The organism is Pseudomonas sp. AC242 (genome assembly GCF_979258655.1).
On record NZ_OZ409873.1, the window covers coordinates 5,174,012 to 5,191,074 of the forward strand.

The 17,063-nt window shown below is 59.9% G+C and carries 12 protein-coding genes; 9 read left to right on the forward strand and 3 right to left on the reverse strand.

Annotated features, from left to right (window positions below; genetic code table 11):
* Positions 1 to 362: 362 nt before the first annotated feature.
* Complete coding sequence (locus tag ACZZ0A_RS23255) at positions 363 to 626, forward strand: hypothetical protein (RefSeq protein WP_008083190.1); 264 nt, start codon at positions 363 to 365, stop codon at positions 624 to 626.
* Positions 627 to 757: 131 nt separating this feature from the next.
* On the opposite strand, the gene gbdR is transcribed toward ACZZ0A_RS23255, so the two are convergent.
* On the reverse strand, positions 758 to 1,861 hold the full coding sequence (gene gbdR / locus ACZZ0A_RS23260; protein WP_007949927.1) for a choline metabolism transcriptional regulator GbdR: 1,104 nt from the start codon (positions 1,859 to 1,861) through the stop codon (positions 758 to 760).
* 514 nt (positions 1,862 to 2,375) lie between these two features.
* Positions 2,376 to 3,752, reverse strand: coding sequence for an L-serine ammonia-lyase (locus tag ACZZ0A_RS23265; protein ID WP_463543784.1), 1,377 nt, complete (start codon positions 3,750 to 3,752; stop codon positions 2,376 to 2,378).
* Positions 3,753 to 4,189: 437 nt separating this feature from the next.
* On the opposite strand from ACZZ0A_RS23265, the gene ACZZ0A_RS23270 reads away from it, so the two are divergent.
* From ACZZ0A_RS23270 to choV, 3 genes are all read left to right on the forward strand, one after another.
* A complete protein-coding gene (locus ACZZ0A_RS23270; RefSeq protein ID WP_007918300.1) occupies positions 4,190 to 5,134 on the forward strand; it encodes a choline ABC transporter substrate-binding protein in 945 nt (314 codons plus the stop codon).
* 66 nt (positions 5,135 to 5,200) lie between these two features.
* Positions 5,201 to 6,046, forward strand: coding sequence for a choline ABC transporter permease subunit (choW, locus tag ACZZ0A_RS23275; protein ID WP_007918299.1), 846 nt, complete (start codon positions 5,201 to 5,203; stop codon positions 6,044 to 6,046).
* Positions 6,043 to 7,221, forward strand: coding sequence for a choline ABC transporter ATP-binding protein (gene choV / locus ACZZ0A_RS23280; RefSeq protein WP_007918297.1), 1,179 nt, complete (start codon positions 6,043 to 6,045; stop codon positions 7,219 to 7,221). The genes choW and choV overlap by 4 nt, the downstream gene beginning before the upstream one ends.
* Before the next feature lie 240 nt (positions 7,222 to 7,461).
* Here the strand turns inward: choV and betT are convergent, their stop codons facing one another.
* Entirely contained in the window at positions 7,462 to 9,459 is a 1,998-nt protein-coding gene (betT, locus tag ACZZ0A_RS23285) for a choline BCCT transporter BetT (RefSeq protein ID WP_007918294.1), read from the reverse strand.
* A 429-nt stretch (positions 9,460 to 9,888) separates the two neighbouring features.
* Between betT and betI the strand changes: the two genes are divergently transcribed.
* The 5 genes from betI to ACZZ0A_RS23310 all read left to right on the forward strand — a co-directional run bounded on the left by betI (position 9,889) and on the right by ACZZ0A_RS23310 (position 16,990).
* Positions 9,889 to 10,482, forward strand: coding sequence for a transcriptional regulator BetI (gene betI / locus ACZZ0A_RS23290; RefSeq protein WP_007918292.1), 594 nt, complete (start codon positions 9,889 to 9,891; stop codon positions 10,480 to 10,482).
* An 88-nt stretch (positions 10,483 to 10,570) separates the two neighbouring features.
* Complete coding sequence (gene betB / locus ACZZ0A_RS23295; RefSeq protein ID WP_123376206.1) at positions 10,571 to 12,043, forward strand: betaine-aldehyde dehydrogenase; 1,473 nt, start codon at positions 10,571 to 10,573, stop codon at positions 12,041 to 12,043.
* 180 nt (positions 12,044 to 12,223) lie between these two features.
* Positions 12,224 to 13,927, forward strand: a complete 1,704-nt coding sequence (gene betA / locus ACZZ0A_RS23300; protein WP_007913795.1) for a choline dehydrogenase — start codon at positions 12,224 to 12,226, stop codon at positions 13,925 to 13,927.
* A 283-nt stretch (positions 13,928 to 14,210) separates the two neighbouring features.
* Positions 14,211 to 15,653 (forward strand): TldD/PmbA family protein, encoded by a 1,443-nt coding sequence (locus tag ACZZ0A_RS23305; protein WP_095112762.1) that lies wholly within the window; start codon positions 14,211 to 14,213, stop codon positions 15,651 to 15,653.
* On the forward strand, positions 15,653 to 16,990 hold the full coding sequence (locus ACZZ0A_RS23310; RefSeq protein ID WP_463543785.1) for a TldD/PmbA family protein: 1,338 nt from the start codon (positions 15,653 to 15,655) through the stop codon (positions 16,988 to 16,990). Before ACZZ0A_RS23305 ends, ACZZ0A_RS23310 begins: the two co-directional genes overlap by 1 nt.
* Positions 16,991 to 17,063 lie beyond the last annotated feature (73 nt).

The window sequence follows — 17,063 nt, forward strand, 5'->3', positions numbered from 1 at the left end:
TCCCACAGGGTCGGCGCCGACAACAGATAAGTGACAAGGCCCAAAACCTGTGGGAGCTGGCTTGCCAGCGATGGCGTCAGCAAAAACAACGCGAACATCTTTGATTCACAGACCAAAAAAAGCCCCGATACCAGCCGTGACAGGATCGGGGCAGAGGGTACTGTTGAGGAGCTGCCAGCCGAGGGTGACCAAACCGTCTGTAGCGAGCTTGCGCCAGTGTGCCCACTCCCCTTGGCACTGAGTTAGCCGAAAACGACCTGTTCATAGCCGTCGCAGCCACTGCGACAAATCGCCCTTGCCGTGCTCCGGCATGGCTACCAGAATCGAGCCACGACCTCCGTTACCGAAGAAGGATGCGCGTCATGATGTATGCCGATTTGATCGATCAGGAAGATTTGCTGGGCCAGCTCAAGGCGTTGGGTATTCAAGTACCCAGTGGCACTACCGCCGAGCAGGCTTGCGAGTGCGCGGTGCGTGGTCTGGATAACGTTCGCGCCTTTGAACTGCGCAAGATGGTCAAGGACATGTACACCAGCGGCGCCAGCATCCAGCCGGCGGTGCGGCAGGCGATCGACAAGCAGTTGTTGCCGGCATTGGCGGACTACCAGCAAAGCCATAGCGCCTGACAGCAGATCAAAAGACCTGATCGTTCCCACGCTCCGCGTGGGAATGCCTCAACGGACGCTCCGCGTTCGGCCTCTTGGGACGCAGAGCGTCCCGGGCTGCGTTCCCACGCAGAGCGTGGGAACGATCCTCATCAGAGCCTTACGCTGGCAAACGTCGATTCATTACGCGCCTGACTCAACGCCGACATCGGCCCCGACAGCGGCGACATCACGATGGCCTGCGGCAGCGGCAACATCGCCACTTGTTGAGTGGTGTTGGAACCTACGCGCTCGTCACGCGGCGGAATGCCGAAGTATTCGCGATAGCACTTGGAGAAGTGCGGCGTCGAGACGAAACCACACACTGACGCCACTTCGATGATCGACATCGGCGTTTGCTTGAGCAATTGCCGGGCGCGGATCAGACGCAGCTTCAAGTAATAGCGCGACGGCGAGCAGTGCAGGTATTTCTGGAACAACCGCTCCAGCTGTCGACGCGACACAGCGACGTACACCGCCAATTCATCGAGGTCGATCGGCTCTTCGAGGTTGGCTTCCATCAGCGCGACGATTTCCTGCAGCTTCGGCTGATTGGTGCCGAGCATGTGCTTGAGCGGCACACGCTGGTGATCCTGCTCGTTGCGGATGCGTTCGTAGACGAACATTTCCGAGATCGCGGCGGACAGCTCGCGACCATGATCGCGGCTGATCAGGTGCAGCATCATGTCCAGCGGCGCGGTGCCGCCGGAGCTGGTGAAACGATTACGGTCGAGGGTAAACAAACGCGTGCTCATGGCCACGCGCGGGAAAGCTTCCTGCATCGCCGCCAGACATTCCCAGTGCACGCTGCAATCGAAACCGTCGAGCAGGCCAGCGCAGGCCAGCGCCCAACTGCCGGTGCACACGGCGCCAAGGCGCTTGGACTGACGCGCCTGGCTTTGCAGCCAGGAAACGTGTTCACGGGTCACGGTACGCTGAATGCCGATACCGCCGCAGACAATCACGGTGTCCAGCGGTGGCGCTTTGTGCATGGACGCGTCGGGAGTGATTTGCAGACCGTCACTGGCCCACACCTGGCCGCCATCGACGGTGAGGGTGCTCCAGCGATACAGCTCGCGACCGGACAATTGGTTGGCCATGCGTAGAGGTTCTACTGCGGAGGCCAGAGAAATCAGCGTGAAATTGTCCAGCAGCAGAAAGCCGATGGATTGAGGCGCACGGTTCTGGGGTTGGGCCCCGGAGTTGAACGACGTCATCGCGGTATCTCCTCACACAAAGCGGGTGATGGCCTCAGGCGGAGGCTCTTGTTATTGCCAGCGTTCTCGCGTGGGAGACGGGCTTTGTTATGACAGAGCAATTGCCATGCCTAAAATTGGATGGCCGTTCAATAACTCCTGAAAACGACGTCGCGACGTGTCTATACGAGACGTCCGACAAAAGGTATTTCGAAGTGCCATCAGCGTGGCTGAAAGCCCAGCCCCGCAGCGTGTGAGCAAATCGGTAGCACTTGTGGGAACTGGCCTGCGCGCGGTTTGGGGGGAGTGTCACCGCAAGCACGGGTGACGGACGGTCAGGGCGCGGATCGTATGTAACAGGTGGGAAAGACTCTTATCTGTTTGCGACGCGCTAAAAGGTGGCGTGATTTATTGTCCGTGTTCACTTGGTGAGCAGTTTTGACTGGTCTGACGCTATCGCGAGCAGGCTCACTCCTACAATTGGAATGCGTTCCCCTGTAGGAGTGAGCCTGCTCGCGATTGGGGCAACGCGGTCTCAGCACTCAACCGCGCTGACCGCCAACCCACCACGCGATGTCTCTTTATATTTGTCATGCATGTCGGCGCCGGTATCACGCATGGTGCGGATCACCCAGTCCAGCGAAATAAAATGCTGACCATCCCCCCGCAAAGCCATCTGCGCCGCGTTGATCGCCTTCACGGCGGCGATCGCATTGCGCTCGATGCACGGCACTTGCACCAGGCCACCGACCGGATCGCAGGTCAGCCCAAGGTTATGTTCCAGGCCAATCTCCGCCGCGTTGCACAACTGCTCCGGCGTAGCGCCAAGAATCTCCGCCAGCCCCGCCGCCGCCATCGCGCAGGCAGAACCGACTTCGCCCTGACAGCCCACCTCAGCGCCCGAGATCGAAGCATTCTTCTTGCACAGAATCCCCACCGCCGCCGCACCGAGGAAGTAGTCGACCACGTTGGCGTCCGTCACCGCTTCGCTGAACTTCATAAAGTAGTGCAGCACCGCCGGAATGATTCCCGCAGCGCCATTGGTCGGCGCCGTGACCATGCGCCCGCCGGCCGCGTTTTCTTCATTAACAGCCAACGCAAACAGATTGACCCACTCCATCGCGCTCAGCGTCGAGCCGATCACATTGGGTTTGCCCAACTCCTGAAGACTGCGATGCAACTTCGCCGCGCGCCGACGCACATTCAATCCGCCGGGCAGGATGCCTTCGTGTTTCAAACCCTGCTCGACGCAATCCTGCATCGCCCGCCACAGCTTCATCAGCCCGGCGCGGATTTCTTCCTCGCTGCGCCAGACTTTTTCGTTGGCCATCATCAATTCAGCGACGCGAAGATTGTTCCGCTTGCACAACTCCAGCAACTCGACCGCGCTGGAAAAGTCATAAGGCAATTCAGTGCGATCCAGATCAACGACGCCGCTGGACGCCTGCGCTTGATCGACGACAAAACCACCGCCCACCGAATAGTAGGTGTCGCGATGCAGTTCGCCGTGATCGCCCTCGGCCACAATCGTCATGGCATTGGGGTGGAACGGCAGGTTTTCGTCGATCAGGCGCATGTCCCGCGCCCAGACAAACGGCACCGACAAACGACCATCCAATAGAAGGGTATGAGTTTCGCGCAGCGCCTGAATGCGCGGGCCGATCTGCGACGGGTCGATTGCGTCCGGCCACTCGCCCATCAAGCCCATGATCACCGCGTTGTCGCTGCCGTGACCGATACCGGTAGCAGACAGCGACCCGAACAATTGCACTTCTATACGGCGCACCTGTTCCAGTTGGTGCTTGTCCCGTAGCGACTCGACGAACAACGCCGCGGCGCGCATGGGTCCGACGGTGTGGGAACTGGAAGGGCCGATGCCGATTTTGAACAGGTCGAAAACACTGATAGCCATTGCTGCAGAGCTCCTGAGGATGCCGGTCCGGGACGCAAAAGCGCCCGCTGGCGGAGCTGCTACGCTCAAGCTGCGATCCGCCGGAATGCCCGCATCATCAGGCTTTTGTCCGGACGCACGGCGTCTGACACCGACGCACTCATGTCCACCAGCGCCGCGCCGTTTTCGCCCCGGTTTTTCGCCGTTTTTGTACGGTTCAGATGGCCATTCGGGGCTGAAAAAAGCTGTAAGCGACGTCACTGACACTGGATGCGACCATCCCTGTACTGGATACGACCCCCCCTGTAGGCGTTAGATTTTCACTGGTACATGATCGTTATGACTCGATTGCAAGGCGCCGTGGTAGAGCTGTCTCCAGAACGCCATCCAACCGCAACCTATAAGTGCGGTGGTCCACAGTCGGAACACTGCCAAAAAAAACACCAAGGAGTCCATCCATGAAAGGTTCCCCGTCGTTGTTGTTGGCCGCCATGCTGAGTCTGCCGTTACTGGCGCAAGCTGCAGAACCGGCACAGTGCAGTACCGTTAACTTCTCTGATGTCGGCTGGACCGACATTACCGCCACCACCGCTACCACCTCTGTTGTGCTCAACGCCCTCGGCTACAAAACCAAGACCACCATGATCTCCGTGCCCGTGACCTACAAGTCGCTGGCCGACGGCAAGAACATGGACGTGTTCCTCGGCAACTGGATGCCGACCATGGAAAACGACATCAAGGCCTACCGCGACGCGGGCACCGTGGAAACCGTGCGCACCAACCTCAAGGGCGCCAAATACACCCTCGCCGTGCCGCAAGCCCTGTATGACAAAGGTCTGCATGACTTCGCCGACATCGCCAAATTCAAGAAAGAGCTCGACGGCAAGATCTACGGCATCGAGCCTGGCAACGACGGCAACCGTCTGATCCAGAGCATGATCGACAAGGACGCCTTCGGCCTGAAGACCGCCGGTTTCAAAGTCGTCGAATCATCGGAAGCGGGCATGCTCTCGCAGGTGGATCGCGCGCAAAAACGCGACACCGCCGTGGTCTTCCTCGGCTGGGCGCCGCACCCGATGAACAAGCGCTTCAAGATTCAATACCTGACCGGTGGCGATGATTTCTTCGGCCCCGATTTCGGTGCTGCGACCGTGGCGACCAATACCCGCAAGGGTTATGCCGAGGAATGCAGCAACGTCGGTCAGTTGCTGAAGAACCTGGAGTTCACCGTCGACATGGAAAGCGAACTGATGGGCAACATTCTCGACGACAAGATGAAGCCTGACGCGGCCGCCAAGGCCTGGCTGAAAAAGAATCCACAAGTGCTCGATACCTGGCTCGCTGGCGTGACCACCATTGACGGTAAACCTGGCCTGGAGGCCGTGAAAGCCAAGCTTCAGTAATCGCTTATGCCGGGCGGGTTCGCCCGCCCGGGCTGTTTATTTCCTTGCATGCGGACGTTCACTACCATGCTGATTGATCAGAAAATACCTTTAGGCCAGTACATCGCGGGCTTCGTTGAATGGTTGACGCAACACGGCGCCAACACCTTCGACGCAATCGCCGTGACCCTGGAAACGATGATCCACGGCGTGACGTTTGCGCTGACCTGGTTCAACCCACTGGTCTTGATTGGCCTGATCGCACTACTCGCTCACTTCATTCAGCGTAAATGGGGCCTGACCGCGTTCGTCATCGCCTCCTTCCTGCTGATCCTCAATCTGGGGTACTGGCAGGAGACCATGGAAACCCTCGCCCAGGTCATGTTCGCGACCCTGGTCTGCGTGGTCATCGGCGTGCCGCTGGGCATCGTCGCCGCGCACAAACCGATGTTCTACACGGTCATGCGTCCGGTACTCGATCTGATGCAGACCGTACCGACCTTCGTTTACCTCATTCCTACCCTGACCCTCTTCGGGCTGGGTGTGGTGCCAGGCCTGATCTCCACGGTGGTGTTCGCCATCGCTGCGCCGATCCGCCTGACCTACCTGGGCATCCGCGATGTCCCGCAAGAACTGATGGACGCCGGCAAGGCCTTTGGCTGCTCGCGTCGTCAACTGCTCTCACGGATCGAACTGCCTCACGCCATGCCGAGCATCGCAGCCGGCATCACCCAGTGCATCATGCTGTCGTTGTCGATGGTGGTGATCGCGGCACTGGTAGGCGCCGACGGACTCGGCAAACCGGTGGTCAACGCACTGAACACTGCTGATATCGCCCTGGGCTTCGAAGCGGGCCTGGCGATCGTACTGCTGGCGATCATGCTCGACCGTATCTGCAAACAACCCGACGCCAAAGTAGGGGGTGACGCATGAGCATAATTCGCTTCGAAGACGTCGACGTAATCTTCTCCAAAGATCCACGCGAGGCACTCAAGCTGCTCGATCAGGGCATGACGCGCAACGAGATCCTGAAGAAGACCGGCCAGATCGTCGGCGTGGAAAAAGCCTCGCTGGACATCAACAAAGGCGAAATCTGCGTGCTGATGGGCTTGTCGGGTTCCGGCAAGTCGAGCCTGCTGCGCTGCATCAACGGCCTCAACACCGTGAGCCGCGGCAAGCTGTTCGTCGAACATGAAAACCGCCAGATCGACATCGCCTCCTGCACCCCGGCCGAGCTGAAAATGATGCGCACCAAACGCATCGCCATGGTGTTCCAGAAGTTCGCCCTGATGCCGTGGCTGACGGTGCGCGAGAACATCAGTTTCGGTCTGGAAATGCAGGGCCGTCCGGAGAAGGAACGCAAGAAACTGGTCGATGAAAAACTCGAACTGGTTGGCCTGACCCAATGGCGCAACAAGAAGCCGGACGAACTCTCCGGCGGCATGCAGCAGCGTGTCGGTCTGGCGCGGGCACTGGCGATGGACGCCGATATTCTGCTGATGGACGAACCGTTCTCGGCGCTCGACCCGCTGATCCGTCAGGGTCTGCAGGATGAACTGCTGGAACTGCAACGCAAGCTGAGCAAGACCATCGTGTTCGTGAGTCACGACCTCGACGAGGCGCTCAAATTGGGTAGCCGCATCGCGATCATGAAAGACGGCCGGATCATCCAGTACAGCGTGCCGGAAGAGATCGTGCTGAACCCGGCGGACGACTATGTGCGTACCTTCGTCGCACACACCAATCCGCTCAATGTGCTCTGCGGTCGCAGCCTGATGCGCACGCTGGACAAGTGCAAACGCATCAATGGTTCGGTGTGCCTGGATCCGGGTGGCGATTCGTGGCTGGACCTCGCCGAAGGCAACACCATCAAAGGCGCGCGGCAGAACGGCTCGGTGCTGAACCTGCAGAACTGGGCACCGGGGCAAGCGGTGGAAGGCCTGGAGCGCAAGCCGACACTGGTGGACTCGAACATCGGTATGCGTGATGCGCTGCAGATTCGTTATCAGACCGGCAACAAACTGGTGTTGCACGATGACAATCATGTGGTGGGGATCTTGGGCGACAGCGAGTTGTATCACGCGTTGCTGGGCAAGAACCTCGGTTAAGGAAGGATAAAAAAGGGATCGCGGTGAGCGATCCCTTTTTTATTGGGTCAGGAAAAAAGCCCCTCATCGGAACGCCGCCCGCCTAGCCCTCTCCCAGAGGGAGAAGGAACCTACCGAGTTGTACTTTCAAGCTACATCGACCTGAGAAATCGAGTCGAACTCAGGTATTGAAAAGCCCCCGATCTGCTCCCTTTCCCCCTCTCCCTTAGGGAGAGGGCTGGGGTGAGGGGGCTTTTGACTTTAGCTGTACACCCGGCCAAGGAGCTGCCGATGGCTTTCAAACTGATCGAGCACATCCCGCGTGATCTGATCCTGCGTGAAGCCCATCAGGTCGTAATCCTGGCTGCCGTTGTGCAGATACACCTCCGCGCGGTAGTAACGCTGACGCGCTTCATCGGACTGCGCCGATTCAGTCGGGGTCGCCAGATAGCCGTCCAGGCTCACTTCGTAAACGAAAGGGTTGCCCTCTTCCATCTCGACGCGCACGCCCATGCAACGCTTGGATTTACCCAACAGCGTCTGTACTTCCAGCCCCTGCGCACGCATCTGCGCGGTGGCATCTTCCAGCGCCGGGCTGACCTGCTTGTCCATGAAACGCTGCACCACCGATTGGCTCGGTTGCAGGTCCAGTTGCGTCAGACGCTCGCTGAAACCACGACGACCGCGCTCCGCCAGTTGCGCTTGCTCCTGTTCGATCTGCACGTCCTGACGCATCGCCTTGTGCAGGCCGAACATGAAGAACACCAGCACCACCGAGAACGGCAGGCCAGCCAACACGACCATGGTTTGCATGGCTTCGAAGTTACCGGCAAACAGCAGACCGATGGTCACCAGGGTGATCACCACCGACCAGAAGATCCGCAGCCAGTGCGGCGCATCTTCATCGACGTTGCCGCCCTTGCAGGACAGATTCGCCATCATCACCGCGCCAGAGTCGGCCGGGGTCAGGAACAGTACGAAACCGACAAAGATCGACACACCGATGACGACTTTCGACGCCGGGTAGTGCTCAAGCAATTGATAAATCGCCATCGACGGCTGTTCCAGGGCCGTCTTGCCCAGCTCCACCGCGCCATGGTTCATCACCAGGTCCAGCGCCGAGTTACCGAAGATCGACAGCCAGGCCAGGGTAAAGCCCAGCGGAATCAACAGCACGCCAGCCACCAGCTCACGCACGGTACGACCACGGGAAATACGCGCGATGAACATGCCAACGAATGGCGCCCAGGAAATCCACCACGCCCAGTAGAACAGCGTCCACAGGCCCATCCAGCGCTCGGACTTGGCGTTGTCGCCTTCGTACACATAAAGGTCGAAGGTTTTCAGCACGATGCCATTGAGGTAATCGCCTATGTTCTGTACGAAGCCGTTAAGCAAGTGCAGAGTCGGGCCAAACAGCAATACGAAAATCAGCAGACCGCTGAACAGCACGATGTTCAGGTTGGACAGACGACGGATGCCGTTCTCTACGCCGGACACGGCAGCGATGGTCGCCACGGTGCTCATCACGATGATCACGATCAAAAGGTTAGTGTTGCTGTGTTCCATGCCGAACAGGTTTTCCAGGCCCGACGACACTTGCAGCGAACCAATCCCCAGGTTCGTCACCAGACCCAGCAGGGTCACGAACATGCCGAAGCCGTCCACCGCGTGACCGGCCGCACCCTTGACCCAACGCTCGCCGACCAGCGGATACAGCGCCGAACGCAGGGCCAGCGGCTGGTTATGCCGGTAAGCAAAGTACGCTACGGCCAGACCAACCAGTGCGTAGATCGCCCAGCCGTGCAGGCCCCAGTGCAAGAAAGTCAGCTGTACAGCCTGACGCGCGGCCATGTTGCTGGCCGATGTGCCTTCCGGCGGATTGAAGTAGTGATCCAGTGGCTCGGACGCGCCGAAGTACAGCAGCGAAATACCGATACCCGACGAGAACAGCATCCCCGCCCAGGCGCCGTAACTGAAATCCGGGGTGTCGTCCTTGCTGCCCAGTTTGAGTTTGCCGTACGAGGAAAACGCCAGGCCCACCACAAACACCAGGTAGGCGGCGATGACCACCATGTAGTACCAGCCGAAGCTGCGCGACAACCAGGCCTGAGCGATACCCAACAGTCTGCCGGCCTCTTGCGGGGCGATAATCAGAATGGCGGTCAACAACAGAATCAGCGCGGTAGAGGTGTAAAACACCCAACCGTTGACCGTCACCTTCTCGGGCGGGGTCTTTATAAGCGAGGCAGAACTCATGGCACAAATGCTCCAGGCAGTGCGAGAGAAGAACACAAGGCAACACGGAACCCGACCAATCGGTTAGTTGGCAGCCGACCGGCGGGTGATATAAAGACATCCCGAAAAAAGCCCGAACCTGCCGAAATGGCGCTGCGAATCGCTTTCGTGGCCGAAGGTGGACGGACGTTCATCCGAAACCTGGCCGTGAGCGTCTTGCCCTTTCAACACGTCCATCGAATCGCGAACCGCGCCATGCCCCACGCAGGTTTCGAGCTGTTTCAGATGTCGGTTTTATCGCCACTTACACGTAGGAAAAATCTGTAGGCAGCGACGATTTGTCGCAGATCTTATTCTTTGTTGATTGAACGTTCAATCAAAACAAAATAGACTGGCCGTCAATCCGATAGGCGTCATTCGCCGCTCGGAAGGCCTAAGGAGATGTGCAAGATGCCCAAGGTCGGTATGCAACCCATCCGCCGCCAACAACTGATCGAAGCCACTTTGCAGGCGGTCGATCAGGTCGGAATGGGGGACGCCAGCATTGCGCTGATCGCCCGTTTGGCCGGTGTCTCGAATGGCATCATCAGTCATTACTTTCAGGACAAGAACGGCCTGATTGCCGCCACGATGCGGTATCTGATGACCGCCCTCAGCGAGAGCGTCACCGCGCGCCGTCAGGCGCTGGCAGATGACAGCCCACGGGCGCATCTGCAGGTGATCATCGAAGGCAACTTCGACGCCAGCCAGGTCAATGGCCCGGCAATGAAAACCTGGCTGGCCTTCTGGGCCACCAGCATGCACCAGCCGTCTTTGCACAGGTTGCAGCGGATCAACGATCACCGTCTGTATTCCAACCTGTGCTGCCAGTTCCGCCGTGTGCTGTCGCTCGAAGATGCGCGCAGCGCAGCACGAGGACTGGCAGCGTTGATTGACGGCTTGTGGTTGCGCGGCGCTTTGTCGGGAGACGCTTTCGACACGGCGCAGGCGCAACAGATCGCTTACGAATACATGGATTTCCAATTGGCCAAGAAGGTGAGCTAGAGCACACAGAAAACGCTCGGCCCCTGAACGCCACCGCAGCCTCACCGCGGTGGTCAACGCCAACCACCAATGCACTTGCGAGGACACTATGGCCCGTTTCGAACTGCAAAAACTTTACATCGATGGCGCGTACTCCGACGCCGGCAGCGATGCCACCTTCGAAGCCATCAACCCGGCTAACGGTGAAGTCCTCGCACTGGTGCAACGTGCGACCAAGGAAGACGTCGAGCGCGCCGTAGTCAGCGCTGAAAAGGGCCAGAAAATCTGGGCCGCGATGACCGCCATGGAGCGTTCGCGCATCCTGCGTCGCGCCGTCGACATCCTGCGCGAGCGCAACGATGAACTGGCCGCGCTGGAAACCCTGGACACCGGTAAATCCTTCTCCGAAACCAAGTACGTCGACATCGTTACCGGCGCTGACGTGCTGGAATACTACGCAGGCCTGGTACCGGCCATCGAAGGCGAGCAGATTCCACTGCGCGACACTTCTTTCGTCTACACCCGTCGCGAGCCGCTGGGCGTTGTCGCCGGTATCGGCGCGTGGAACTACCCGATCCAGATCGCCCTGTGGAAATCCGCACCAGCCCTGGCGGCCGGTAACGCGATGATCTTCAAGCCAAGCGAAGTCACCTCGCTGACCACCCTGAAACTGGCCGAGATCTACACCGAAGCCGGCGTTCCAAACGGTGTGTTCAACGTACTGACCGGCAGCGGCCGTGAAGTCGGCACCTGGCTGACCGAGCACCCGCGCATCGAAAAAATCTCCTTCACCGGCGGCACCGACACTGGCAAGAAGGTTATGGCCAGCGCTTCGGCTTCGTCGCTGAAAGACGTGACCATGGAACTGGGCGGCAAGTCCCCGCTGATCATCTGCGACGACGCCGACCTCGATCGCGCTGCCGACACCGCGATGATGGCCAACTTCTACAGCTCCGGTCAGGTCTGCACCAACGGCACTCGCGTGTTCGTTCCGGCGCACCTGAAAGCCGCGTTCGAAGCCAAGATCGTTGAACGCGTTGCACGCATCCGCGTTGGCAACCCGGAAGACGAAAACACCAACTTCGGCCCGCTGGTCAGCTTCGCGCACATGGAAAGCGTGCTGGGCTACATCGCCAAGGGTAAAGAGCAAGGCGCCCGCGTGCTGTGTGGCGGCGAGCGTCTGACCGACGGCGAATTCGCCAAAGGCGCATTCGTGGCACCTACCGTGTTCACCGATTGCACCGACGACATGACCATCGTTCGTGAAGAAATCTTTGGCCCGGTGATGGCGATCCTCTCCTACGAGACCGAAGAAGAAGTGATCCGCCGCGCCAACGACACCGACTTCGGCCTGGCCGCCGGTATCGTCACCAAAGACCTGAACCGCGCACACCGCGTGATTCATCAACTGGAAGCCGGTATCTGCTGGATCAACGCCTGGGGCGAGTCCGACGCAAAAATGCCGGTTGGCGGTTACAAGCAGTCGGGTGTCGGCCGTGAGAACGGCATCAGCTCGCTGAACAACTTCACCCGCATCAAATCGGTACAGGTCGAGCTGGGCGATTACGTCTCGGTGTTCTAAGACCCGAGATTTGCGTTGCCCGCGAAGGCCTCTTCGCGGGCAAGCCCGCTCCCACAGGTTTGGAGTCGTCCATCCAATTTGTGGCAGCCCCCAATCCCTGTGGGAGCAGGCTTGCCAGCGATTCGAGTGCACAGCACTCGCCAAGGTCCGACCTGACCACTATCAAAGAGGGTGCATTCAATGTCCCAAGAATTCGATTACATCATCATCGGTGCCGGCTCGGCCGGTAACACCCTGGCGACCCGTCTGACTGAAGACGCTGGCGTCACCGTTCTGCTGCTCGAAGCAGGCGGCCCAGACTACCGTTTCGACTTCCGCACGCAAATGCCGGCTGCACTGGCGTTCCCGCTGCAAGGTCGTCGTTACAACTGGGCGTACGAAACCGATCCAGAGCCACACATGGACGGTCGCCGGATGGAATGCGGTCGCGGCAAAGGCCTCGGCGGTTCCTCGCTGATCAACGGCATGTGCTACATCCGCGGCAACGCGATGGACTACGACGGCTGGGCAAAACTGCCAGGTCTGGAAGACTGGTCGTACCTCGACTGCCTGCCGTACTTCCGCAAAGCCGAAACCCGCGACATCGGCCCGAACGACTACCACGGTGGCGAAGGCCCGGTCAGCGTGACCACGCCGAAGGCTGGCAACAACCCGCTGTTCCACGCCATGGTTGAAGCTGGCGTACAAGCCGGTTACCCGCGCACCGAAGACTTGAACGGTTACCAGCAGGAAGGCTTCGGCCCGATGGACCGCACCGTGACGCCGAACGGCCGTCGTGCATCCACCGCGCGTGGCTACCTCGACGTCGCCAAGAAGCGTTCGACCCTGACCATCGTCACTCACGCCCTGACCGACAAGATTCTGTTCGAAGGCAAGCGTGCCGTTGGCGTGCGTTACCTGGTTGGCGACGCCGAAGAGCGTGTCGAAGTCAAAGCGCGCAAAGAAGTGCTGCTGTGCTCCGGCGCCATCGCTTCGCCGCAGATTCTGCAGCGCTCCGGTGTCGGTCCTGCCGAACTGCTGAAGTCGCTCGACATTCCGGTCGTTCACGACCTGCCGGGCGTCGGTGAAAACCTGCAGGATCACCTTGAGCTGTACCTGCAATACGCGTGCACTCAGCCGGTTTCGCTGTACCCGTCGCTGCTCTGGTACAACCAGCCGGCGATCGGTGCCGAGTGGCTGTTCAACGGCACCGGCATCGGCGCCAGCAACCAGTTCGAAGCCGGCGGTTTCATCCGTTCGCGTCCGGAATTCGAATGGCCGAACATCCAGTACCACTTCCTGCCGGTGGCGATTAACTACAACGGCAGCAACGGTGTGAAAGAGCACGGTTTCCAGGCGCACATGGGTTCCATGCGTTCGCCAAGCCGTGGTCGCATCCAGGCCAAGTCGAAAGACCCGCGCCAGCACCCGAGCATCCTGTTCAACTACATGGCTACCGAGCAGGACTGGCAGGAATTCCGCGACGGCATCCGCCTGACCCGTGAAATCATGCAGCAGCCGGCACTCGACGCTTTCCGTGGCCGCGAAATCAGCCCGGGCATCGAAGTGCAAACCGATGAGCAACTGGACAAGTTCATCCGCGAGCACGCCGAAACCGCGTTCCACCCGTCCTGCTCGTGCAAGATGGGCACCGACGAGATGGCTGTGGTTGATGGCGAAGGTCGCGTGCACGGCATGCAGAGCCTGCGTGTGGTCGATGCCTCGATCATGCCGATCATCACCACCGGCAACCTCAACGCGCCGACGATCATGATCGCCGAGAAAATCGCCGACAAGATCCGTGGTCGCAAACCACTGCCGCGCAGCAATGCTGCTTACTACGTGGCTGGCGATGCGCCGGTGAAGGGCAAGCCGATGCGTGATATCACCCCGGCTGCTCAGTAAGACGTAATACCGCGTCACGGCTAATCGCTGGCAAGCCAGCTCCCACAGGGTTTTGCGTCGTTCACACATATTGTGTTCACCAAAAAACCTGTGGGAGCCTGGCTTGCCAGCGATGGGGCCCTCAGATTCAGCACAAATTCCCTCGCTGCACAGTAAATCCCCCTACACCCCCTCTTCACTTGATCCTACCCCCACGCAGGCCTACTCTAGACCTCGCGCAACCGTTTCACCCCTCCCCGCCGAGTAGCCTCACCCCGCTTCCCCCTGACAAGGAGGTTCCCGAATGTTCGATTTCCACCCCCAGCTCAAGCAGCGCTTCGCTGCCTTGCGCACGGGCGCTGAGTTCTTTTCCCTGCGATACGTACGCGAGTCCGGGCAGTACCTGTCGGTACGTAAAAACGTCGCCGAACCGCCGAGCCTGAGCCGCGACGAAGGCGCGATGCTCACCGTTCGGGTCAATGGTGTTGAGGCCTACGCGGCGACCAACGATCTGTCGCAACAAGGTCTGCAAGCCGCCCTCGAACGCGCCGAGCTGCAAGCCCGTCGGCTCAAGCCGCACGCCTTGCTCGACCTGCGCGATCAGCCAGTGTCCAGCGATCGCGCTGATTACTTTTCGCCCAATCTCGAACAACCCTTCCCGTCCCTGAGCGAATGCTTCGAGCTGCTCGGTGCGGAATCCGCCTCGGTGCCAAAGGATGAGCGCCTGGTGAATTGGCAGGTGAGCATTGGCATCACCCACGTCGAACAGATCTACCTGAGCAGCGCCGGGGCTGAATTGCGCCAGGCCCAGCGCTTCGTTTATCCAGGCCTCGACGTCACCGCTTACGACGGCAACGACAGCCAGACCCGCAGCCTCGGCCGCGAGAACTTCGGCCAACAGGGCGGCGCTGACGTGATCAGCCGTTGCGGTTTGATCGGCGCCGGTCCGCAAGTTGCCGATCAGGCCCTGCAATTGCTGCTTGCGCCGAACACCCCGCAAGGCCCGCGCGACCTGCTGTTGATGCCGGACCAGATGATGCTGCAGATCCACGAATCCATCGGCCACCCGCTGGAACTCGACCGCATCCTCGGCGACGAACGCAATTACGCCGGCACCAGTTTCGTCAAAGCCAGCGACTTCGGCAGCCTGCAATATGGTTCGAAACTGCTCAACGTGACCTTCGATCCAGGCATTCCCGAAGAACTGGCCAGCTATGGCCACGATGACGACGGCAGCAAGGCCAGCAAACAATTCCTGATCCGCGATGGCCTGTTGCTGCGTCCGCTGGGCGGGGCGCTGTCGCAGTTCCGCGCCGGTCTCGATGGCGTTGCCAACAGCCGCGCCTGCGGCTGGAACCGTGCGCCGATCGATCGCATGGCCAACCTTAATATCGAGCCGGGCGATCAGCCACTGAACAAACTGATCGAAGGCATCGAGAACGGCATTCTGATGAGCACCAACCGTTCTTGGTCGATCGACGATGCGCGCAACAAATTCCAGTTCGGCTGTGAATGGGGCCAGTTGATCGAAAACGGCGAACTCAAAGGCGTAGTAAAAAACCCGAACTACCGGGCGATTTCCGCGCACTTCTGGAAAAGCCTGCGCGCCGTCGGCGACGCCAACACCGTCAAGGTGCTGGGCACGCCGAACTGCGGCAAGGGCGAACCGAACCAGGTGATCCGCGTCGGCCACGCTTCGCCGGCCTGCGTATTCAGCAACGTTGATGTGTTTGGGGGAGACGCCTGATGAGCATTTCGAAGAGTCAGTCCGACGCCTTCAAGGTCATGGTCGAGTGGCTGCGCGACAGCGTGCGCGAGCCGGAACAATTCACCCTCAGCTTTGCCGCCGAATCCTCGGCGTTCGTGCGTTTCAATCACGCCAAGGTACGTCAGGCCGGACAAGTGCAGCAGGCCAATATCGTCCTGAAACTGATCAACGATGGTCGCCACGCCGACCTTCAGGTCACCCTGTCCGGTGATCAGGAAGGCGATCTGCAACGGCTTGCCGAAGGTCTGCAACAACTGCGCGAAACCCTGCCGTTGCTGCCGCAGGATCCGTATCTGTTGCTCAACCACCACGGCTGGCAGAGCCAGAACGTGCAGGAACATCCGCTGCCGGACACTGAACAGGTGGTCGATGAAATCTGTGCTGCCGCTGAGGGTCTGGACTTGGTTGGCTTCTATGCGGCCGGCCCGATCAGCCGTGGCTTCGCCAGTTCTTCGGGAGCGTTTGGCTGGCATCAGGCCAACAGCTTCAACTTCGATTTCAGCCTGTTCCACGAGAACGGTGAAGCGGTGAAAGCCAGCTACGCCGGGCATGACTGGAGCAGCGAAGGTTTCGCCAAGCGTTTCCAGCAGGCACGTGAGCAACTGGAGTTTCTCGGCCGCCCGCTGCGCACCTTGTCGCCGGGGCAGTACCGTGCGTATCTGGCACCGGCGGCGCTGGAAGAAATCATGGGCATGCTGAGCTGGGGCGGTTTCTCGGCGCAGTCAATCGCGAGCAAGAGCAGCCCGTTGCAGAAGTTGTATGTCGGCGATCAGGCGTTCAGTCCGCTGCTGTCGCTGGATGAAAAAGTCAGTGAATCGCTGAGCCCGGCGTTTTCCGGCGAAGGTTATCCGCGCAGCGATCTGCGGCTGATCGTCGAAGGCAAAGCGGGCGATCAACTGGTTGGGTCGCGCAGCGCCGCCGAATATGGCCTGGCCGCTAACGGCGCCGGCGGCGGTGAAATGCCAAGTGCGTTGAACATGGCGGCGGGTGATCTGGCGCAAGCAGAGATCCTCAAGCAGTTGGGCACCGGGTTGTACATCAGCAACCTGTGGTACCTGAACTACTCGGATCAACCGGCGGCGCGCATGACCGGCATGACCCGCTTCGCGACCTTCTGGGTCGAGAACGGCGAGATCCAGGCGCCGGTGAGCACCATGCGTTTTGACGACAGCGCTTACAGCCTGCTGGGTTCGCAGCTGGAGGCGTTGACCGCCGAGCGTGAGTTGCTGCTGTCGGCGAGTACCTACAGCCAGCGCAATACCTCGTCGGCATTGCTGCCGGGGGCGCTGGTCAGCCGTTTAACCCTGACCCTCTGACGGTGATCGTTCCCACGCTCTGCGTGGGAATGCAGCCGGGGACGCTCTGCGTCCCAGCCAAAAGCGGACGCGG